This is a genomic window from Dokdonella fugitiva (genome assembly GCF_014138265.1).
Taxonomy (GTDB): domain Bacteria; phylum Pseudomonadota; class Gammaproteobacteria; order Xanthomonadales; family Rhodanobacteraceae; genus Dokdonella_A; species Dokdonella_A fugitiva_A.
On the sequence record NZ_JACGXL010000004.1, the window covers coordinates 418,778 to 439,520 of the forward strand.

Genomic DNA, 20,743 nt, shown 5'->3' on the forward strand with positions numbered 1-20,743 from the left:
TCCATGAGTCGACCCGATCCGTCCGCCATCCCGGCCGTCCGCACGTGCTTGCTTTCGATGCTCGCCGCGGTGGCCATGACCCTCGCATCCCCTGCGATCGCCGCACCCGCGAGGCTGCCCGACACGCTCGTGGGCAAGCTCGGCGGCGAGCTCATCCGCCACGTCGGCAGCGACAACGCGCAACAGATCCGCAGCTGGGCCTCCACGATCCTCTCGCCGGCCGTCGCTGCGAACGACAAGGCGGACTTCACGACGAACCTCGTCGCGGCCGCGCGCGACGCGGGCGGCGTGGAGCTCGTCGACGCGCGCAGCGATCCACGCCAACCAGGCCTGCTCCAGCTCGCGGTCAAGGGACGTCGCGGCGGACGCATGGCCGTGTGGGTGCTCGCCGCCGATCCCGCGCATCCCGGACTGCTCGCGCAGGCGGCTGCGTTCCCGATGGACGATCCCTCGCTCTACGCCGCGTGGCCCAAGGAAGCGGTGTCGCACCCGGCGATGAAGCAGCTGGTCGAGACGACCTTGGACCAGCTCGTGCGCACGGCCGACTTCTCCGGCTGCGTGACCGTCGTCGACGCGCGCGAAACGATCGTCGACGCGTGCCGCGGCCTCGCCGATCGCCGCTTCGGCGTGCCGATCGATCGCCAGACGCGCTTCCACATCGCCTCGATCGGCAAGACATTCACCGCGGTCGCGATCGCGCAGCTCGTCGAGGCCGGCAAGCTGTCGTGGGACGCGACGCTGGATTCGCTCGTGCCGGAGTATCCCGACCACGCGACGGCGAAGACGATCACCGTGTGGCAGCTCGCGCACCACACCGCAGGCCTCGGCGACTTCATGGTGCCGGAGTTCTTCGCGCATCGCGAGACGTTCGTCGATCCGGCCGACTACCTCGACCTGATCGCACGCCAGCCGAAGGTCGGCGAGCCCGGCAAGGACTGGAACTACAGCAACGCCGGCTACGTGCTGCTCGGCCGCATCATCGAGAACGTCTCGCACGAAAACTACTTCGACTACATACAGCGCCACGTCTTCACGCCCGCCGGCATGACCGCGAGCGGATTCGACAGCCCCGAGGACGTGACGCCGAAGCTCGCGGTCGGTTACTTCCACGACGGCCTGTTCTCGACCGGCTGGAAGACGGACGCGTACAAGGCCGGCTTCAAGGGCAGTCCCGCGGGTGGCGGCTATTCCAACAACACCGACCTCGTGAAGTTCGCCCGCGCGCTGCGCGACGGCACGCTGCTGCAACCGGCGACGCTCGAGAAGATGTTCGACGACGGCGTGCCGGCCGGCCCCGGCACCTACGCGGTCGGCTTCGGCGATCGCCTCTCGCACGGTCGCCACATCCGCGGACACGCGGGCAGCATCGAAGGCACCGACGCGAACCTGCAGATGGTGTGGGAGAACGGCGCTGCCGTCGTGCTGACCAGCAACGAAGGGCCGTCGCAGACGTGGATGCTCGCCGAGCACATCGCCGACCTGCTCGCCGCCGACGGCGCCAAGCCCTGACCACCCCGATGGCGGCGCGTGCCGATTGTGCGAAGAATGCGCGCACGCCCGTCATCGACCCTCGCGAATCCACCGGAGCAAGACCATGGAATACCTGCTGATCCCCCTCGTCGTGATGTCGGCCCCCGTGCTCATCGCGTTCATGCTGCTGCGCTACCGCTCGCAGCAGACCCAGGCACGCTATCGCACGCTGCTGCAACTGGCCGAAAAAGGCGTGGAGCTGCCGCCGCAGCTGCTGGTCGAACCGCAGCTCGCCTACTGCGAACGGCGCCGCGCGCTGGTGCTGATCGGCGCCGGCATCGGCATCATGGCGACGCTGCTCGCCCTGCCCGTCCATTTCGACGACGGCCAGTCGATCGGCAACCTGTGGGGACTCGGCCTGTTGCCGCTGATGATCGGCCTCGGCTACCTCGCAAGCTGGTGGTTCAACCGGCGCGAGCAGGCGCGTGGCTGACGGCGACGCCGAAGCGCGCATCGATCGCGCGCTCGTCGCGCGCGCGCGGGTCGGCGACGACCCGCGCGCGTTCGAGCAGCTGCTGCGTCGCCACCAGGGCATGGTGCGCGCGCAGTTGCGCCGGCTGCTGCGCGGCGACATCGCCGCCGCCGACGACCTCGCGCAGGAAACCTTCCTGCTCGCGTGGCGCAAGCTCGATCAGTTCCGCGGCGAGGCTCGTTTCTCGACCTGGCTCTATCGCATCGCCTACGCGTGCTTCCTGCAGGCACGCCGCAAGCGATCGTGGGCCGATGACGACGACGGCGACGAAGCCGCCGAGCACGTGCCGGCAGCGATGCCGGCGGTGGACCTGCAGATGGACGTCGAACGCGCGATGCAGCGTCTCTCCGCGGCCGAGCAGACGGTGCTGCTGCACTGCGTGCAGCTCGGCCTCAGCCACGACGAGACGTCCTACGTGCTGGCGATGCCACTCGGCACGGTGAAGAGCCACGCGACGCGCGGCAAGGCGAAATTGAACGCGATGCTGGCGGCGTGGCACCCGCGCGCCGGCGAGGAGAAGACCCCATGAATCCGCACGACGACGACCCCATCGACGCGCTGCTGCGCGCGCAGTTCGACGGCCCCGTACCGGATGACGGTTTCAGCAAGCGCGTGATGCAGGCGCTGCCGCCACGACGGCGCCGCGTCGACTGGCCCGTGCGCGCCGGCATCGCGGCCGCGGTGCTGACGTGCTGGGCGAGCCTGCAATCCGCACCCGTGCTGCACGAGGGCTGGAGCGCGTGGGCGAGCGGCCGGCTGACCGCATCGGCGATGGCGCTGCTGCTCGCGATCGCAGGCATGTCGCTGCTGGCGCTGTGGTGGAGCGTCGCGGAAGGCGGCGAGGCGTAAGCGTAGGGCGGGCCCTGGCCCGCCGCATTCGCATCGACGATGCCGCGCGAACCGTCCTTCCTCGTGGCGAACCCCTCGCCTCACCGCCGCTCCTTCTCCAACCGCTTGCGCAGGTTCTCGCGCCCTTCTTCCGCATACGCTGCGCACGGCGTCGTCGATGCATCGCTCGTCGCGGGCAGCTGGTCCGGATGCGCGGCCATCGCGACGTCGCACGGGAGCGCCGCGAGCCGGTCCTCCGTCGCGCGCAGCGCGCTCACGACGTCGGGATGATCGGTGAAGCGGTAGTCGTCGGTCGACACCGGATTGAGGCTGTCGAGGTAGACGACGTCGCGGCATGCGCCGTCATGGCACGACCGCCAGCGCCAGCTCATGCCGCCGGGTGCGTGGCCCGGCGATGCGACCGCAGTGATCGTCGTGCGGCCGACGGTGATCACGTCGCCGTCGTCGACGGCGTGCACGCGGCGCACCGGCGGAAAGTGCGCCGACGCGCCGAAACCCTTCTGCGGGTCGTCGGGATGATACGAGCCGTGCGTCAACGCGATCACGCCGTTGCGCCCGGCCGCGACCTGCGCGCCGGTGATGCGCGCGAGCGCGGCGATGCCGCCGGCGTGGTCGAAGTGCGCATGCGAATCGAGGATCCAGCGGATCCGCGACGGATCGAAGCCCGCCTTGCGCACGTTGTCGAGGATGCGCGCCGCGGATTGCGGCAAGCCGCCGTCGATGAGCACGAGCCCGTCCTCGTCGACGACCAGCACCGAGGACAACCCTTTCGTGCCGACGTACCAGGTGTTCTCCGCGAGCGGATACGGATCGACGGGCGCGTTCCAGTCGTCGCAGCGTGAACACGTCTTGGGTTTCTCGTCGGCATGAAGCGCCGTCGCGAGTGGCGCGAGCGACAGTGCGGCGGAGAATGCGAGGGACAGGATCATCGTCGGCTCCGTGGATTCGGCCGCCCAGCATCGCGAGGCGGTGCAGCGATCGAGGGGCGACGATGTGGCGATTCGCGGGCGGATCCACGGATCCGCTCCGCGCATCCGATCAATGCCGAGAGTGGCAATCGCCCCGATGCGATCCGCAATTCTTAGGGAACCAGCCCGCCGGCACGCAGGCCGACTCGCGCCGGCGCCATCCCGCGCCGGCCACCAGGCGGCGGGGGATGGAACTCCCTCGCCGCCCGTGGCTGATCATCTCTTACGGATCGAAACCATTCTGGAAGATGTTGTCATCCGGGTCGGTTTGGCCATCGTCGGGCGCGACCTGGATCGAGTCGAGCCAGTAGCCGGCCCAGCCGTTGTTCTGGTCGGTCACCACGCGCCAGCGAAGTTTCACGTCCTGCCCGTTCGCCGCGTGCGGCAGCGCCACCAGCACCGAAGAATACGGAACGTCGCCACTCCACACGCCCGCTCCCGGCAACGCGTTGCCGACGCCCTGGGCGATCACGTGGTCGTATCCGCCCTGCACGATCTGGCCGCCGGCTTCGGTGACCTCGCGAAACTCCGTGTCGTTGCCGATCTGGATCTCCAAGCGCGCACCGTCATAGGCGGTGACGTTGTCGGCCGCTTCGAGCCCGACGCGTTGGCGGAACGAGACCTGGCCGCCATGCACGACATGGAACGGCGTCGTCGTGAGGGTCGCGTCGTTCGCGTTGCGTGCATCGGGCGCGAATGCCGAGTACATGCCGCTGTCGACCTGGTCGTTGGCGAGCACCCACACCGATTCCGGATGCGACGACACGTTCTGCCAGTTCGCCGGCAGCGTTCCGGCCGGGCCGAGCTCGTCGAAGGTTTCGACCGGCGGGAACGTCACGGGGATGGAGACATCGATGTGCTGCACCTCGTAAGCGCCGAGGTCGAACAGTCCGAGGTTCGGGCTGCCCGCCGCCTGCACCACGTCGATGCCGCGCGGGTGGTTGTCGAGGTCGTACTGTGTTCCGGTCGGCGAGGCATCGACGGCCGGCGATCCATCCTGCAGGTGCAGGTCGCCGGCACCCGCGTTGACGAACAGCGGGTCGGCATTGAACGCGTTGAAGAACTGTACGAAGTCGGCGGGGTTCCATTCGCCCGCATCGCTGGCGATCACGTCGCGCACGCTGTGCCCGCTGCCGCCGAGCGTCGGGTTCTGCGGCTCCCAGATGATCGAGTCGTACAGCGAGAACACCGTACCCGATTCGCGGAACACCTTGACGCCGGAGGCGAGGTGGTTGCCCGCGATCGAGCATTGCACGACGCCGAGCGTCGCGTGGGCCGTCGTCACGAGCGAGTTCGCGAAGTCGTTGCCGGTGATCACGCAATCGGACAGCTGCGGGTCGGTGCTCGTCGAGCTGTACATGAGGTTGCCGCCGAAGTTCGACGCGAGCAGGACGTGGCGCAGGTACACACCGGCGCTCGAGCCCTCGTTGATGTTGATGGTCGCGGTGTTCTGGCGGTCGCTGACGTTGTTGGTGATCGTGTTGCAGGGCTGGCCCGCCGTGCAGTTGGCGAAACCGTCGAGCGTCCCGGGACACGCGGACGCGATGTCGTCCGCATAGACGTGGGCGTTGCCGCCGTTGACCTGGATCGCCGAGCCGTTGCCGCCGACCGTGGTCGCGTTGAAGTTGATGCCGCCGCCGACCATGCAGAACGTCGGCGCGCCGCCTTCGCCACTGAGGTACACGCCCGCGCCCGCCGCGGCCTGGTTGTTCTCGATGCGCGCGAGCTGGCCGGGCACCGCGGTGTACAGGTTGAGCACGGCATTGTTCTCGACCGAGACACCGCCGCCGACACGCGCCTTGTTCACGTTGATGTAGGCGAAGCCGCTGTTGCCCGGCGAGCCGATGTTCGCCGTGGTGTTGTCGCGCATCTGCAGACCGCCGCCGGAACCGTCGGACGAATTCGGGTTGGCCACGTTGTTGTCGATCGACGCCGGGTTGCCGAGCGCGGTCAGGTGTACCGTGCCTTCGAGGCGGATGCCACCGCCCGAGATCGATGCCGTGTTCGATTCGATCCAGCTGTAGTCCTCGAGCGACATCAGCGCGTTGTTCGACGTGCTCCGGTAGAACACGCCCGCGCCGCGGCCCGCCTTGTTGTTGTTGATGATCGAGCTGGCGATCGCGAGGAACGAGTGATCACCGCTCCCGTTGTAGGCGATGCCGCCACCGTTGCCGCTGCCATTGTCGGCACCGTGCACGTTGAAGTTGTGCAGGGCGAGCCGCGAGTTGCCGCTGACCGAAATGGCGGGACGGCCGGAATTGCGGGAGCCGTCGATTTCCGAGAGGTCGCTGAAGTTCAGGCCGGTGTACGGAATCGGGCTGGGGGCGTCGCAACTCGGATAGCCGCCGAATATCCAGATCGACTTGTTGTTGTACGAGATCGGGCCGCTGACGTAGCCCGCGCGGACGTGGAGTTCGTACGTGCCGGTCGTGGACTGCGCGTCGATGGCGGCCTGGAGGTCGTTGTACTGGCATCCGGAGCCGACCGACACGTAGGCCGCCGCATGGCCCGCGAACAGCAGCATCAGGGTGCCGAACGCCCGCGCGATGCGGCGGGTGGATGGGTATAGCGAACTCATGATCTGACTCCGTGGACGGTTGACCGCGGTCAGAACGAGCTTCGATGCGCGTTCACGCCAGAGCCCGCTTCGCTGCAGGGTCCCCGCGTCGCACGGCGACGACTCCAGGCCGCGTGCGCGGCCGGTATCGCGACCGGCGACGACGTCGAATGTCGTCAAGGCCCGCCCGACCTCGTTCAGCCCTGCGCCCAACCACCAGGAGATTCGCTTGATGCGCAACCCCACGAAGGCGCTGCCTAAGGCACGCGCTTTGTCCTTCGGCCTGCTGGCGATCACGAGCCTGCCGCTGGCAGCCGCAGGCCCGTATGCCTACGTCGCATCGAACTTCGACGCGACGGCGTCGATCGTCGACCTCGCCGACACGGCGGCGACGCCGATGCAGCTGAGCGTCACGACACCGCGCAACCCCGGTTTTTATGGCAGCGCGCTCAGTGGCAAGGACGGCATGCTCTACCTCTCCGCTGACTTCGACGAGGCCGTGTACCAGTTCAACACGACGACGCGAGCGTTCGTGCGACGGATCGCGGTCGGCGACAACCCGCGCGGCATTGCCGTCGATGCGGGCGGCCGCCACGTGTATGTCGCCAACTTCGCGTCGACGACGCTGTCGGTCATCGACACGACGACGCAGGCGGTCACCGACGTCGGCCTGCCCAACTACAGCGGCGGTTTCGCCAAGCCGCTCGGGGTCGCGTTGAACCTCGCCGGCACGCGCGCCTACGTCACGGATACGTCGCCGGGCCATCGCCTCTGCAAGGTCAACACCGTCGCGCTGCCGGACACGACCAACGATTGCGTCGAAGTGGGCGAAAACGATTCGGCTCTGCCGACCGCGGTCGCGGTCAGCCCCGACGGCGCGCGCGTCTACGTGGTAATACACGGCAGCGGCTCGGCCGTCGCGGTGGTCGACGCGGTCACGATGCAGGTGCTGCGCACGATCCCGCTCGGCTTCAGTTCGCCCAACGGCATCGCGATCAGCGCTTCCGGCAAGCGCGCGTACGTCGGCACCACGAGCGGCGTCATCTCGGTGCTCGACCTCACGCGCGTGTCCGACGCCGGCCAGAATCCGCTCATCGACACGATCGACGACCCGGCGGTCGCGTCGGTGCAGGGCGTATCGATCTCTCCCGACGGAACGCGCCTGCTGGCGGTCGACAGCGGCAACAACGTGCTGCACGTCGTGAACATCGTCGGCGATGCCGACACGATCGTCGCCAGCGTACCGGTGAACCAGGGGCCGTACGCACTCGGCTCGTTCACGGCACCCGATGCGATCTTCGTCGCAGGCTTCGAAAAAACCGGCTGATGCGAAGGGCAGGACGGGCGACCGACGCCCGTCCTGCGCGGGAGCGCCGTCGATTCCGAAGCCGTGCATGACGGTCGCGCGCTTGGGGCGGCGCAAATGCGCGCCCGTGCCGCCGCGCGATCGCTCGCTGGCACCAATGCCCGAGCGTGTCCATCCGACCACCCTCACAGGTGGCGCGAGACTCAGGCCAAGCGGTACGCCCGGCGCGAATGCGGCGACGGACGCAGGGCCTTTCCGTAGCCCTGCATCCGTCCCGCGGGCGCGAACGCACAGGGGGAGCCACCTAGGGAGAACGGCTGCGCGGTCGCCTCGAGTAGAACGAGCGTCGGCGACGGACTACGACACCCGGGAACGGTTCTCGTGCGCCTAGCCGAGATCGTCGGGAATGCGCGACTCGAGGAACGCGCGCGCGAAGGCCCAGTCGCGATCGATCGTGCGCCGGTTCATGCCCACGATTTCGCTCACCTTCAACAGCGACACGCCCGCGAAGTAGTGCAGTTCGACCACCTGCGCGGCGCGCGGATCCACCTTCTCGAGCTCGCGCAATGCCGCATCCAGATGCAGCGCGAGCGCCGGACTGCGTCCGACCCCGGCGTGCTCCGCATCCTCGAGGTCGACGTGCACACTGCCCCCGCCGGCCTTGATGCGCGCGCGGCGCATCGCGCGGTCGAGCAGGATGTGCCGCATCGCCATCGCCGCGTAGCGGAAGAACTTGCCGTCGCTGGCGAACGAGAGCCCCTCGGTACGCGACATCTTGACGTAGGCCTCGTGCACGAGCTCGGTCGTATGCAGGGTGTTCGAGCCGCGGCGCAACTCGCGACGCGCGAGCTGGCGCAGGGCGGCATAGACGCTGCGGAAAGACTCGTCGACGGCTGCCTCGGCGACCGGTCCGTCAAACCCCCCGTCCTCGAAAGGCTGGATGCTCTGTTCCGACATCGGGATTCCGCCGTTCTTCCACTTCGCGACCTACGACGATGACTGTAGCAAGGCGAGCGCGCGATTGCGACGCGCCGGCGGGCCGTGGAGAATATTTTTTCGAGGATGGCGTGGTCGCCTCGCTTTCCTCGTTAGCATTCCAACGAAGGCCCGACCCGGGCCGACCGAACGGTGCGTGCATGACCGATGAAACGCTCGACACGCGCAACGCGCGCGTGCGCGAGGCCTTCGAACGCCTGCTCGAGATGCCCGAGGCGGCGCACGAACCGATGCTCGCGGCCATGGACCTCGACGACGAGGAGCGGGCGATGGTGCGACGACTGCTCGCCGGCCACGCGCGCCGACGTCTGTTCGAAGTGCCTGCGCTCGACTGGGTGCACCAGCTCGACGGCGACGACTACGTCGAGGCGATGATCGGAACGCGCGTGGGCACCTGCGAGCTGCAGCGCTTCCTCGGGCGCGGCGGCAGCGCCGTCGTGTTCCTCGCCCGCCGGCGCGTTGGCGACACCGTCCAGGCGGTGGCCCTGAAGCTCCTCAACAGCGGATTGCTCTCGCCGGAGGCGCACCGCCGTTTCCGACGCGAGCAGGCGATCCTGTCCCGCCTTTCGCACCCGAACATCGCGCGACTCATCGACGCGGGCATGTCCGAACGCGGCTCGCCGTACATCGTGATGGAGTACGTCGAAGGCCAGGACATCGTGTCCTTCGCCTGCGCGCGCTCGTTCGACACGCGCGCGCGCATCGCCCTGCTGGTCGATGTCTGCCGCGCGGTCGACGCAGCGCACCGCGCGCTGGTCGTGCATCGGGACCTGAAGCCGTCGAACGTGCTGGTGACCGCGGACGGCGTCGTCAAGGTGCTGGATTTCGGCATCGCCAAGCTGATCGACGAAGACAACCCCGAAACGGCGACGCAACATGTCGCCCTGACCCCTGCGTACGCGGCGCCCGAGCAGTTCCAGCCCGGTCCCGCGGCGACCTCGATGGACGTCTACTCGCTCGGCGTGCTCGCGAGCGAGCTGCTGCTCGGCGGCCGCATGGGGCCGGACGCGACGCTCCCCGCCAGCGAAGACGCCACCACGTGGCAGAACTGGCGCCGTCTCGACGGCGAACTCACCCAGATCCTGCGCGCCACGCTCGCGAGCGAACCGTCGCGCCGCTATTCCTCGGCCGGACACCTCGCGGACGACTTTCGCCGATGGCTCGATCGCGAACCGCTGCAGATCGTGCCCGTGACGCGCTGGTACCGGCTGCGCAAGTTCGTCGCGCGCCATCGCACGTCGGCGGTAGCGGCGGCCCTGGTCGCCCTCGCGTTCGTCGGCGGCACGATCGGGATCGCCTACCAGTGGCGTGTCGCGCGCCAGCAGGCGCTGCTCGCGCGCGAGCAGGCGGCGGTCGCGCACGCCGAGGCGGTTCGCGCCGGCACGATCCGCGATTTCCTCGCCTCGCTGTTCGATGCGGGCAATGCCGAAAGCCCGCAGGACCGCAAGCCGACCATCGAGGACGTCGTCGCCAACGCGGGGCAGCGCCTGCTCAGCGACGACCAGCTCGACGCATCGCTGCGCGCCGACCTGCTCCTGACCCTGGCCGACGTGGCCAGCAGCATCGGCGCCTACGAGCGGTCCGACCGGCTGCTCGACGAGGTCGAGCGCTTCGCGCCCGCACTCGGTGCTGCTGCCGCCGACGTGCTCGTGCGCCTGCGCGTACGTCGCGCGGGCAACCTGATCGACCAGACGACCACGAACGCAGCGCCCGTGCTGGCCCTGCTCGAACCGCTTCGCGCCGATCTCGACGCGCGTACCGACGAGACCGGCCTCAAGGCGCTGACGTACCGCGCGCGCGCGCTGCAGGTGGCCGGTCGCGAAGCGGAGGCGGACGCCGAAGTCGACCGCATCGTCGCGCGCTACCGCGACGCCGACGACGCGAAGCTCGCGCTGACCGCCCTGTTGCTGCAGCTCAACGTCGCGGTCGAGGCCCAGCGCTACCCCGAGGCGGTCGGATTCGCGCGCACGGCGATCGACTACTGGAGCGCACACGGCCAGCCACTCACGGTCTGGACGATGACGATGTGGAGCAACGCCGCGACCGCGCGCGAAAGCGTCGGCGACATCGACGGTGCGGAAGAGGCGTATCGCAATGCGATCGCCGTCGGCGACCGCATCTACGCGCAACCGGCGCGCGATCACGCGATGGCGATCCAGGCCTACGGAACGTTCCTGCTCGCGCAGTCGCGCGTCGACGAGGCGGGCACGCAGATCCTGCGCGCGCTCAAACTGCAGCAGTCGATGTTCCGCGACGACGATCCGCGCATCGCGCAGACCTTCTTCGCGGCGTCGCGCCTGTACGAAAACCGCGGCGACTACGCGGAGTCGATCCGCTGGATGGACAAGGCGGTTCAGGTATACCGCGGCGACGGCTTCAGCACGATGCTCGCGCGCTCCCTCGCGATGCGCGGCCGCACCCACGCGAACGCCGGACACTTCGACGAGGCCGATCGCGACGAAGACGAGGCACTTGCGATCCAGAAGGCGCATTCGGGGGATGCACATCCCGCGTACGCCTGGATCCTCATCGTGCGCGCGGACGTGGAACTGCGCGAACACCGGTTTGCGCAGGCGCTGGCCACGACCGAGAAAGCGCTCGCGATCAACGCACCGGTCGGCGGAGCGCTGCTGCAGAGCACGCTCGACACCCGCCTCAACCACGCCAAGGCCTTGCTCGCGCTGGGGCGCGGCACGGAGGCCTTGGCGGAACTGCAGGAGATCGAACCGACGTACGCGCGCATCGCGCCGAAGGCAGCGCAGCGCTTCGAGACCGCCGCCGAGAAGGCGCTCGCGCTCGCGTCGATGTCGCGCGCGCGCGAGGCGCGTGAAGCGGCCGATGCCGCGCTCGCGCTGCTGCCCCTGATGCAGACGCCGGATCCGGACCTGCTGCGTCGCGTGCGCGCGCTCGCCTCCGCCGCGGGCGCGGTCCACTGAGCGAACGCCGTAGGCCCGCTCAGCGCGCTTCGAAACCGTACGCGAAGATCACGTCGCCGCCGCCATCCCAGACCGGCCCGGTGGTATCGACGTGCATGCCCTGCACCCCGGCAGCGAGCGGCGTCGTTTCGCCATCGCCGATGCGCACGCTGCCGCCGGACGACTGCATGCCCTTGGCCAGCACGATCGTCGCGGTGCCGCGCCCCGGATGCGACAGCGTGACCTGCCAGTGATCACCCTCGTCCTGCAATTGCGCGTCGATCGGCTGCTCGCCGTCGTCGTGCCCGGTGACGACATTGAGGAAATAGCTCTCGGCCGAACCGATCGAATCGAGTTCGAGGCGGTACTGCCCGGCCTGCGCGTCGCCCGGCTGGTCTTCGTTGAAGACGCGCACCGATGGCGACGCCACCGCGTACGGCGACGCCGGCACCAGCGTGATCAGCTCGGCGGTCTGCGTGCCGGCCGGTGCCGTCATGCGGTTGCCGCCGGACGCGGTCGGCGCGCGTTCGAAATGCATGACGAACGTGCGTCGCACCGCGGCCGCCGCCTCGTGCGGCCCGTCCTCCAGCCACTGGCCGCTGGCGTAGAACGGGCGCTGCGAGTCCGACGACGCGCGCATGCGATCCAGCACGACGAGCGCCTGCAGCGGGCGGATGAAGAGGAACTCACGGATCGCGATCTCCGCATACGGCCAGTCCACGCGCGTGTCGAGGCCGTTGCGGTACGCATCGGACAGATCGACCGCGGCGAACGCGAACTGCGGTGCGTGCTGCAGGCGCACGACATGCGGCAGGCCGCGGGGCTGGTCGCCGCCCGGCGACACCGGCAACGGCCCGGTGCTGCCGATCCAGATGCCGGTCGAGCGGCCTTCGAACAGCAGCGCGTTGTGCGCGACCGGGTCGGTCGAATCGGTCGTGCCGTGGTCCATGAAGCCGGCGAGCGCGTCGGCGTAGCCGGTGCTTTCGCGCGTCATCCAGCGCCCCTTGCGCCACAGCTGGAAGCTGCCGCCGTCGAGGTGACGATGCTCGATACCGCCCGGCGTGCCGAGCTGCAGGTGTACCTGCGTCGCGTCGCCTGTGTGGCTGGTGCGCGCATCGAACACCTCGGCGCCCTTCGCGTAATAGTCGAGCGGCATCGAAGCGAGGTCGGCGACGCTGCCGGTCGTACCGAGCGCGTCGAACATCCAGCGTCGGCCCGCACCGGTCGCGGCGCGCCACGCGAGGGCGTGATGCGCGTTGCCGCTGGCGGGATTGCGTGTGCCGAACCAGGTCGCGAAGTCGCCAAGGTAGTCGCGCAGATTGATCGCACCGCCTTCGTAGAAATGTTCGTCGTCGTTGAACGGGAAGAAGCTCGCCTCGTTCGCAGCCTCGCCGTCGATCGTCGAGGGACCCGGCGTGCTGCCGTAGGCGAGCGCGTAGATCGCCTCGGTGTAATAGGGCGTCTGCGCGAACGGGTCGTAGCCGAAATCCGCGGCGGACGCGAATGCGATCAGCGGATAGGAAAGACTCACGACGCCGTAATCGTCGCCTTCCGGGAACACGCCGCCGACGCCGAAATCGCCGTACCAGCGCGTGAAGTCCACCCCCATGCGCTGCTCGAGCGCGTCGTCGATGAACTCCTGCGCGCGCGGATTCTCGCCGGTGCTCGCGATGCCCCACAGCAGCAGGTTGCGCGTGCGCCCGGCCCAGTAGTTGTTGGCTTCCTTGCCGGTATTGCCGAGCGTGTCGGCAAGTTCCCGGTCCATGTACCCGTTCCAGCGGGTGACCAGCGTCTGGATTTCCGCCGCGGTCAACCGGTCGTGGCACCAGTCGAACTCCAGCATCAGATCCTCGCCCTCGCCGCGCACGTCGTCGCGGAAGCCACCGTCGCCATTGCTCGCCTGCCAGTCGCGCACGTGGTGTGCGGCCGTCGTGCAATCGGCGGCGCTCCCGGTGAGCAGGCCGCGCAGGGCGAGACCGGCATAGTCGTCGGCGGCCGGCGTGAAGGCGTGCGTGCCGTAGTACGTGCGCGCCTGCTGCAGGCGGGCGGCATCCCCATAGAAGAGGCGCGGATGCGTCGCGGGCACCTGCAGCTGCACCGCGGCGGCACTGCCCGCCCAGAGCGCGGCGAGCAGGATGCCCCGTCTTGCCCAAGAGAACGAACGCGCGCGAAAGGACATGCCGGATTTCCCCGTGGGTCGATGCAGCTTAGAACGACGATCGACGGTCGCTCGCGACATCGAGGCAGGCAGGGACTTGCGCCGAGCGGACGAGTGATCGATGGCCGCGCCAAGTGGCGATGCCGCCTCGATCCCAACAGTGAATGTCGCGCGTTCGGTCATCGCGGACCTTGCCGCCAGCGACCTCGAGGGAATGCGCTCGTCGCGGGCAGCCGCTTCCTGGAACCGACGTCGCCGGCTCGGGTGGCGTTCCGGCGTTGGCCGCGCAACATCGTCCGGGCAACGGTCGTAGCTCATGCGCTCAATGCAAGACGTTTCGTTCCTTCGATCGCGCGCACATTCAAATGGAAAGTTACTCCGTCCCCTTTGTCCCGACATGTCGATCCGCATTCCGCGCAGGCCGGATCGCCGCGGGACCGGTGACTCCGGTCCCGTCATTCCACACACGGTCGGCGGTTTCTCAGGGCGCGGGGATCGGGCCCAGCCGAGCGCGGTCGAGCGACCACCAGATCGCCGTCGCCTTGCCGCGGATGGAAGCGCGCGCGGCCGGGCCGGTCGTGCGACTGTCGACGCTGAGGGGGCGGTTGTCGCCCATGAGGTACAGCTCGTCCGGTGCGAGCACGGTGTCCGCGTACTTCATCGCGCCCGGCGGCAACGCCTCGTCGCCTCGCACGTGCGTACGCGGCTGCACGACGTCGTCGACGCTCACGCCGTCCGCACCGACGACGACGTGTTGCCCACCCGTCGCGACGACGCGGCGCACGACCAGCTCGCCGGGGCGGCGTGCGGATTCGACCACGACGATGTCGCCGACGCGCAGCGACGCGAGCGTCGAAGGGCGCGTGTCCGCGACGATGAAGTCGCCGGCGTCGATGCTCGGTGCCATGCTCGCCGCCGGCACGCGATAGGTATCGAAGCCGAGCCAGCTCCCACGCTGCAGCATGGCCAGCGACAGCGGGAACTGCACGGCGACGAGCAACAGCACGTACGCGTACCAGCGGTTGTACGCGCGCAGGCGATACGGCCGCTGCATGGTCGCCCACCGCCAGGGCAGCACGAGGGAGGCGACGAACAGCGCGGCGCCAGCGAGCATCACGACGCCCATGCCGGGCAGCGTCTGCACGAGGCCGCTCCAGCCGAGCACGGCGAGTGCGGCGAAGACGCCGCCGTAGAGGAGCACGAACACGCCGAGTCGACCGACGTACGCGAACGCGAGCGACGGCACGAACAGGCCGAGCAGGAAGGCGAGCCACGGCTTGCGCGGATGCGCACCGGGCCCCACGGGTCGGCGCACGACGCGTTCGTCGCGACCTTGCAGCGCCGCGTCGATGTCGCCGAGCGACGGGATGGGTCGTTCCATTTGCGGCGGTCTCCAGCCTGGATGCGCTGCTTCAGCCGGGCGGGCGTCGCGCCGACGCCCAGCGCGTGAGCATGTACGCGGCCACGAGCATCATGGGCAACGCATTCCACATGGGGAAGCAGGTGAACTCGAACGCAACCACGAGCGCCGTCGTTCCGCAGACGAGGACGTCGATGGGGCGTGGCGGCGTCATTTTCACGAGCGCATTATTACCTGCCCGCGAGGGCAGCCGCACGCTCTCCGTGGGTCGCACGGTTTGCCTGGCCTCTCGGCCTGGATGAATGCGCGTTCCGCCGCTGTTCCGCATCCGCATGATCGACTGGCGCCATCCGCGTCGCGCTCCGTCACGCGAGCCCGCATCGTCGCGCTTGCGGTAGCATTCGCGGCATCACGCGTGACAGCGCCGCGGCGGTGCCACGACGACCTGAAGGAGCACGCGGATGGACGCAATGGGAAAGGTGGCGGTACTGGGACTGGTACTGGCCGGTGGATCCGCGCACGCGTACGACCTCACGGCGTTGTGGGAGTCGCGCAACGCGGGCATGACCGACACGTTCTACACGACCTACTACAACGACCACGCGATCTCGGGGCCGGCCAACGGCTTCGTCGACCATGGCGTCGCCGCCTGGTTGCCGTGCTCGAGCAACGCGCTGGACGGGCCGTTCGGCGAACCCTCGTACAAGGGCACGCCCGCCGCGCCCGACGCGCCCGCGGGCGATGGCCTGGCGCCGTCGCGCTCCGGCCACGGCTACGCCGTGCGCATGGACTTCGCGTGCGCGCCGCCGGCCGACGCGCGGCCGCTGTATCGCCTGTACAAGTCCCGGCCCGAGACCGATCACGTCTACACGACGTCGGCCGAGGAAGTCGCTGCGCTCGAAGCGAGCGGCTACGGCTTCGACCGCGTGGAAGGCTATCTCTTCACGTCGCAGGTCGACGGCTCGACCGCGCTGTATCGCCTGCGCAAGGACAACCGCGCGACCGGGCAGACCGTCGAACACCGCTACACGCTGAGCGCGAGCGCGCGCGCGAGCCTGCGCGCGAAAGGCTGGTTGGACGAAGGCGTCGCCGGCTACGCATTCGCGTCGTACGTGAACCCGACCGTCGCGGCGGTCGGTTTCGCGGGCACCTACAACGGCACGAACGTGTCGCCGACGACGCCGGTGACCGTGCCGATCCGCGACGTCGTGCCGCTCAGGTCGCAGCTCGCGCTCGGCGGCAGCCCGTCCGGCAGCAGCGTCTACGGCATGCACGCATCCAACGTGACGAAGCGCCCTGCGGGCGCCGCGTGGCAGAGCCTGAGTTTCGATCTCTACACCGGCACCTGGTTCCCGCCCGTGCCGGACGCGTCGCCGCTCGATCACATGCCGATGTATCTGCATTACGCGAGCCAGGCCGCGGCGAACCAGCTGTCCGCGGTACCGCCGTACGACGGCGTCGCGATCACCTTCGTCCCCGGCAATACGCTCAACGGTACCGTCTGCGACACGGTCGCGAACACGGGCGGGCAGATCGTGTTCGAGATCGGCGAAGGCACGATCTCCTGCGGCCCCGTGCTCGCGACGCCGCTGCGAGCCAACACCTGGTACCACGTGGACTACGCGCTCGACGATGCCGCGCGCGTGCGCCTCACGGTCACGCAGCGCGCGACCGGCGTGCCGCTCACGTTCGCCGACGGCACGACGACCTATGCCGGCACCGTGGCTGGCTTCTACGCGTGTCCGATACAGCCGCCGTTCGGCAGCCTCTACGCCGACGACTCGTTCTGCGCGAACCCGTACAGCGCGCACGGATTCCCGTCCGCGAACACCGGCTACTTCATCTACGCGAAGATGCGCGCGACGGATATCTCCGCGCAGATGCGCAACCTCAGGGTGCAATGGCTCGATGCGGGCTTCGCGCCGCTCTGACGGCGTCGGCGGCTGCAGCACGCCGCTGCCGCAGGGCGTTCGTTGGCGTGTTCGTCGGGACTAACCCTCGAAACCGTCCTTGAAGATGTCCGCGCCGATGAGCACGACGTCGTCGACGAAGAATCGATCGGCACCGCCCAAGCCGGTGGAGTAGGTGCGGATCACGATATCGTCGAAGTGCTCGGGATCCGCCGGCGGCGCATCCGCCGGCAGGTCGGCCAGCGAGATGTGCAGAGGGATCCATGTCGCCGCAGGCAGCGGCCCGCCGTACACCGTCACGAGGTCGACCTTGCCGATGATCTCGCCGTTGCCGTAGATCAGGAAGCGCAGGTCCTGCGGCGCGGTGAAAGAACCTACATTCACCCACAACGAGATCGCGTCATAGTCGCTCTGTCGCGAGAGCGAAGACGGGGCTTGCCAGCACGTCGAATTGAAGTCTGCGATCGTGACGCCGATCGCGGTCGTGCCGCTGTGCACGGTGTCCTGCTCCGCCTGCGCGCCGTCGCCGAACGTGCAGAACAACCGATTGAAGCCGTTCTGGTCGGCGTCGTCGAAAACGGTCAGCGAGCCGCTCGCGGCGTGCGCGATGGAGACCGCGAAAACCATCAGCAGCACCGCGCACGGGAATCGCATGGCCCATCTCCTTCGCCTGAAGGCACTATAACCCGCGCATCCACCCTTCAAGACGGAGATGGCGATGGCGACCAGCGTGCAAGCGACGCAGGGCGGCCTCAGTGCGACGGATAGCGCACTTCCGCCGACACCACGGTCAGGCCCTGCGTATACCCCTCGCCGTTGCCGCCGGCAACCGCGCTGCCGCGCTGGAACATGAAGGTCCACAACGGATCGTCGGCGAAGTCGTTGTTGGTGTTGACGCCCGCGCCGAAGTACCAGGTGTGGTACGTCTGGCTCCAGTGGGCGGTCCAGGTTTGCGACTTCATCATGTTCGAGCGCGACGGCGCCGCGTAGATGTTCAGCGGCGTGCCGTCCTCCTGGCCGCCGTAGCCGAGCGTGTCCCAGCCGGAATTTGCCGAGCCGACGTCGAGATTGAGGTTCTGCGAACCCGCCTGCAGGCGCCAGTTCACGATCGACGAGGTCGACAAGGTCGGCACCGCGAAGTACAGCGTCACCGTGAACGGCTGCGTCTTGTCCCAGTCCGCGGGCTGCGGCATCGAAAAGCCGATCGATTGCGCGGTGGCGGACAAGCGCGGCCCGTAGGTCGTCGCGGTCGTTTGCGCGTCATTCGGGTTGTGGAACATCGCGTTGCCGGGCACGACGATCGAACGCATGCGCTGCGCGATCGTGTACGGGGTGCCGGTGGCCTCCTGGCGCGGCGTCAGCGTCTCGTACGTGCCGGCGCCGGCCGGACTCACCGCGATTTCGAGGTAACGCCGTTCGCCGTCGAACGCACCGGCGCCGAAGTCGAGCAAGGTGCCGAAGCGCCCCGACGACACGGTGAGGCTCTGCTCCAGCGTGACGCCGATCTGGGTACCGCCGGATGGCGCGTCATACAGCGCGAACCTGAAATCGTGCAGCCCGTTCGCGACCTGGCCGGCATTGCGCAATTCCCCTTGGTAGGTGAACGCGGAGCCGAGAGGCTGCGCGGCATGCGCGGTGGTGGCGAGCAGCAGGACGCTCGCCGCGGCGGCGAGGACGAAAGCACGGAAACGGATCGGATACATGTACGGAACTCCTTTGCAGGAAATGTCGTGGGAGCGCGGCGCGCTCAGTGGTCGAACGCATCGCAGAACACGACGTCAGGCGTCGTGTCGCACGGCACGCGCGTCCAGTAGCCGCTGTTCAACGCCCAGGCCGCCGAGGCGCAGTCGACCGCGCCGGGGCTGCACGAGGCGATCGCGAGGGGTTGGCCCACGGTGCCTTCGACGCTGAAAACGGAGGGGCCGGCGGCAGGACCGCCACCGCCGGCGATCACGTACCAGTCGACCGCGTAGTTGGCGTGCGCCGAGAAGGCGATCGCGAGGCCGCACAGACCCGCGGGAATGACGAAATGGCGCAACATGAATCGACCCTCGATCGGCTGGCTCATAGAGGGAAACGGAAAAAAGCGCCAGGACCGAACGGGCGCCGGGCCGTCCGTGCCGAGAGGCGCCGTTCACCGCCGATCGGGCGCCGTGATCCCCTCCCACCCTGTCGCATGTCGGGGTGAGGCGCCGCAGTGATCGTAGGGTGGGACGCAGCGGCGCGAAAAAAAGCGAGTGAGTGCGAGGCGCACAACCGCGAGTCCCTCCGCACCTATCGAGCGTACGCGCGGTCGCCGATGTCTGCGGGCTCAATCCTGATGTGCTGGACCCTCGTTCACCCCGTGCAGAGGAGCTTCCAGACCACCCGGGCACTCGAGGCGACAATGACCACGGCCCATCCATCGCGCCGGCTCGACGGTGCATCACGGTCAGGACGACGAGCCCGCGAACCACAACACGACCAAGCCAGCCGCGACTCGATTGAAGCGCGTGCGCAGGCTCAGAGCGGACGGAAAGTTACTCCGTCCCCTTGTTGGTGCCTTTGTTGGTGTGCGCTCACTGCATTGGGAAAAATGACTCTGACCGTTGGTTGCAACGGCTGGTGTACGCTCTCGGCATCGGGCCTGGAAAGGGTTTTGGATGCTCCGTTGTCGTCTGCTCATGGTCACTGCAATCGGCCTGTCACTGACCGCCTGCTTCGATGCTGGGCCTCCCGCCGACTTTCATCCCGAAGCGTCCGCGCAACCCGACCCGGGCAATCCTCAATGCCCCACCCTCGATGGCAGCTATGACCTTGCTGGCAATCCGCTCGGCAGGGCGATCACCGACCGCGCACCGCCGGATTCCCACGGTCTACCCATCCTGCTCACCTTCAAGCGAGGCGCGACCTCCACCGAGGCGTGGTGGGTCGTGCCACGCGAGCGACTGCTGGAGTGGGCCGCAGCCGAGCGCGAGCACCATCCGGAAAATTACGCGCGCTGGCGGAGTCTTGTGCTGCGCGGCAAGCTGGCCGGAAAACTTTCCTACGATCACGATGCCTTTCTCGCGGCCGTCGCCGAACTCGGACCACCATCGCCCGTCTATGCCGGTATCGTCCGCTACGCCTGCGAGCAAAACTGGATGCGCACACGCGTGCAGCCCACGGACGTTCGTGCCGATGACGAAGGCGGTTCTCGCGAGACCGAAATCTGGCTGGCGCATGATCGCAGCGGTGACCTGCTGGTCAAGAATCGGGTCTACCGCCTCCGGCCGTTCCACATCTGGGGCGACGCCAACAGTTCCATCCGCACGTCCAGTCGGACGAGCTGGTCGAGAGTTCCGGCACAGCCCTATGCCCCTGCGGATCCGCTGACCGATGCAGACCTGCCGGCAGCACCAGAGGCCGAGTTCGCCGAATCACGCGCAGGGCCGACGACGTGCGCCGACATGGCGGCGCGCGTCAGCGACCTGTCGAGTTTCATCCTCGCCCATTCGCCGGCCGGCGTCGCCTTGGCCTCCCTGGCGCCGCTCGAAGACGCACCGAAGACACCCACGAAGCTGTGTCGCGACACGATCCTCGAGCTTCATTTTTCCGGCGATTCGCCCGCCGTGCTGGCTTCGGTCGACGCGATCCTCTTGCGCTCGAACCTGGTTCGCAGCGTCAGCGTGCTCACCGGCAATGACGACCAGCCCAGACTGCGCAAATTGAGGGTCGTCCTCAAGTAGCGTCTGCCGTACGCA

Annotated in this window: 16 protein-coding genes; 8 read left to right on the forward strand and 8 right to left on the reverse strand. The window is 68.4% G+C overall.

The window, feature by feature from the left end; genetic code table 11:
* Positions 1 to 75 precede the first annotated feature (75 nt).
* The 4 genes from FHW12_RS14375 (at position 76) to FHW12_RS14390 (ending at position 2,851) form a co-directional block, all read left to right on the forward strand.
* On the forward strand, positions 76 to 1,509 hold the full coding sequence (locus FHW12_RS14375; RefSeq protein ID WP_182531714.1) for a serine hydrolase domain-containing protein: 1,434 nt from the start codon (positions 76 to 78) through the stop codon (positions 1,507 to 1,509).
* Positions 1,510 to 1,594: 85 nt separating this feature from the next.
* Entirely contained in the window at positions 1,595 to 1,963 is a 369-nt protein-coding gene (locus FHW12_RS14380) for a DUF6249 domain-containing protein (RefSeq protein ID WP_182531715.1), read from the forward strand.
* On the forward strand, positions 1,956 to 2,531 hold the full coding sequence (locus FHW12_RS14385; protein ID WP_182531716.1) for an RNA polymerase sigma factor: 576 nt from the start codon (positions 1,956 to 1,958) through the stop codon (positions 2,529 to 2,531). The genes FHW12_RS14380 and FHW12_RS14385 overlap by 8 nt, the downstream gene beginning before the upstream one ends.
* Positions 2,528 to 2,851, forward strand: coding sequence for a hypothetical protein (locus tag FHW12_RS14390; RefSeq protein WP_182531717.1), 324 nt, complete (start codon positions 2,528 to 2,530; stop codon positions 2,849 to 2,851). The genes FHW12_RS14385 and FHW12_RS14390 overlap by 4 nt, the downstream gene beginning before the upstream one ends.
* Positions 2,852 to 2,931: 80 nt before the next feature.
* On the opposite strand, the gene bla is transcribed toward FHW12_RS14390, so the two are convergent.
* The gene (bla, locus tag FHW12_RS14395; RefSeq protein WP_182531718.1) at positions 2,932 to 3,780 is read right to left on the reverse strand and encodes a subclass B3 metallo-beta-lactamase; all 849 of its coding nucleotides are present in this window, start codon (positions 3,778 to 3,780) and stop codon (positions 2,932 to 2,934) included.
* A 262-nt stretch (positions 3,781 to 4,042) separates the two neighbouring features.
* Positions 4,043 to 6,397: a hypothetical protein gene (locus FHW12_RS14400; protein ID WP_182531719.1), complete on the reverse strand. Its 2,355-nt coding sequence runs from the start codon at positions 6,395 to 6,397 to the stop codon at positions 4,043 to 4,045.
* A 211-nt stretch (positions 6,398 to 6,608) separates the two neighbouring features.
* Between FHW12_RS14400 and FHW12_RS14405 the strand changes: the two genes are divergently transcribed.
* A complete protein-coding gene (locus tag FHW12_RS14405; protein WP_182531720.1) occupies positions 6,609 to 7,703 on the forward strand; it encodes a YncE family protein in 1,095 nt (364 codons plus the stop codon).
* Between the two features lie 366 nt (positions 7,704 to 8,069).
* Here the strand turns inward: FHW12_RS14405 and FHW12_RS14410 are convergent, their stop codons facing one another.
* Positions 8,070 to 8,639, reverse strand: coding sequence for an ECF-type sigma factor (locus FHW12_RS14410; RefSeq protein WP_182531721.1), 570 nt, complete (start codon positions 8,637 to 8,639; stop codon positions 8,070 to 8,072).
* A gap of 179 nt (positions 8,640 to 8,818) precedes the next feature.
* Here FHW12_RS14410 and FHW12_RS14415 point away from each other — a divergent pair, with 179 nt between their 5' ends.
* Positions 8,819 to 11,614 (forward strand): protein kinase domain-containing protein, encoded by a 2,796-nt coding sequence (locus FHW12_RS14415; RefSeq protein WP_182531722.1) that lies wholly within the window; start codon positions 8,819 to 8,821, stop codon positions 11,612 to 11,614.
* 19 nt (positions 11,615 to 11,633) lie between these two features.
* Here FHW12_RS14415 and FHW12_RS14420 read toward each other — a convergent pair whose 3' ends face one another.
* Positions 11,634 to 13,772, reverse strand: coding sequence for a hypothetical protein (locus tag FHW12_RS14420; RefSeq protein WP_182531723.1), 2,139 nt, complete (start codon positions 13,770 to 13,772; stop codon positions 11,634 to 11,636).
* Positions 13,773 to 14,232: 460 nt separating this feature from the next.
* Positions 14,233 to 15,132 (reverse strand): signal peptidase I, encoded by a 900-nt coding sequence (gene lepB, locus FHW12_RS14425; protein WP_182531724.1) that lies wholly within the window; start codon positions 15,130 to 15,132, stop codon positions 14,233 to 14,235.
* A gap of 440 nt (positions 15,133 to 15,572) precedes the next feature.
* Here lepB and FHW12_RS14430 point away from each other — a divergent pair, with 440 nt between their 5' ends.
* Positions 15,573 to 17,042 carry a hypothetical protein gene (locus FHW12_RS14430; protein WP_182531725.1) on the forward strand — a complete coding sequence of 490 codons (1,470 nt, stop codon included), beginning with the start codon at positions 15,573 to 15,575 and terminating at the stop codon, positions 17,040 to 17,042.
* 60 nt (positions 17,043 to 17,102) lie between these two features.
* Here FHW12_RS14430 and FHW12_RS14435 read toward each other — a convergent pair whose 3' ends face one another.
* From FHW12_RS14435 to FHW12_RS14445, 3 genes are all read right to left on the reverse strand, one after another.
* A complete protein-coding gene (locus FHW12_RS14435) occupies positions 17,103 to 17,675 on the reverse strand; it encodes a hypothetical protein (RefSeq protein ID WP_182531726.1) in 573 nt (190 codons plus the stop codon).
* 98 nt (positions 17,676 to 17,773) lie between these two features.
* A complete protein-coding gene (locus FHW12_RS14440; protein ID WP_182531727.1) occupies positions 17,774 to 18,724 on the reverse strand; it encodes a hypothetical protein in 951 nt (316 codons plus the stop codon).
* Between the two features lie 44 nt (positions 18,725 to 18,768).
* Positions 18,769 to 19,062 (reverse strand): hypothetical protein, encoded by a 294-nt coding sequence (locus FHW12_RS14445; RefSeq protein ID WP_182531728.1) that lies wholly within the window; start codon positions 19,060 to 19,062, stop codon positions 18,769 to 18,771.
* Between the two features lie 622 nt (positions 19,063 to 19,684).
* On the opposite strand from FHW12_RS14445, the gene FHW12_RS14450 reads away from it, so the two are divergent.
* Positions 19,685 to 20,728 (forward strand): hypothetical protein, encoded by a 1,044-nt coding sequence (locus FHW12_RS14450; RefSeq protein WP_182531729.1) that lies wholly within the window; start codon positions 19,685 to 19,687, stop codon positions 20,726 to 20,728.
* The last annotated feature ends 15 nt before the right edge of the window (positions 20,729 to 20,743 follow it).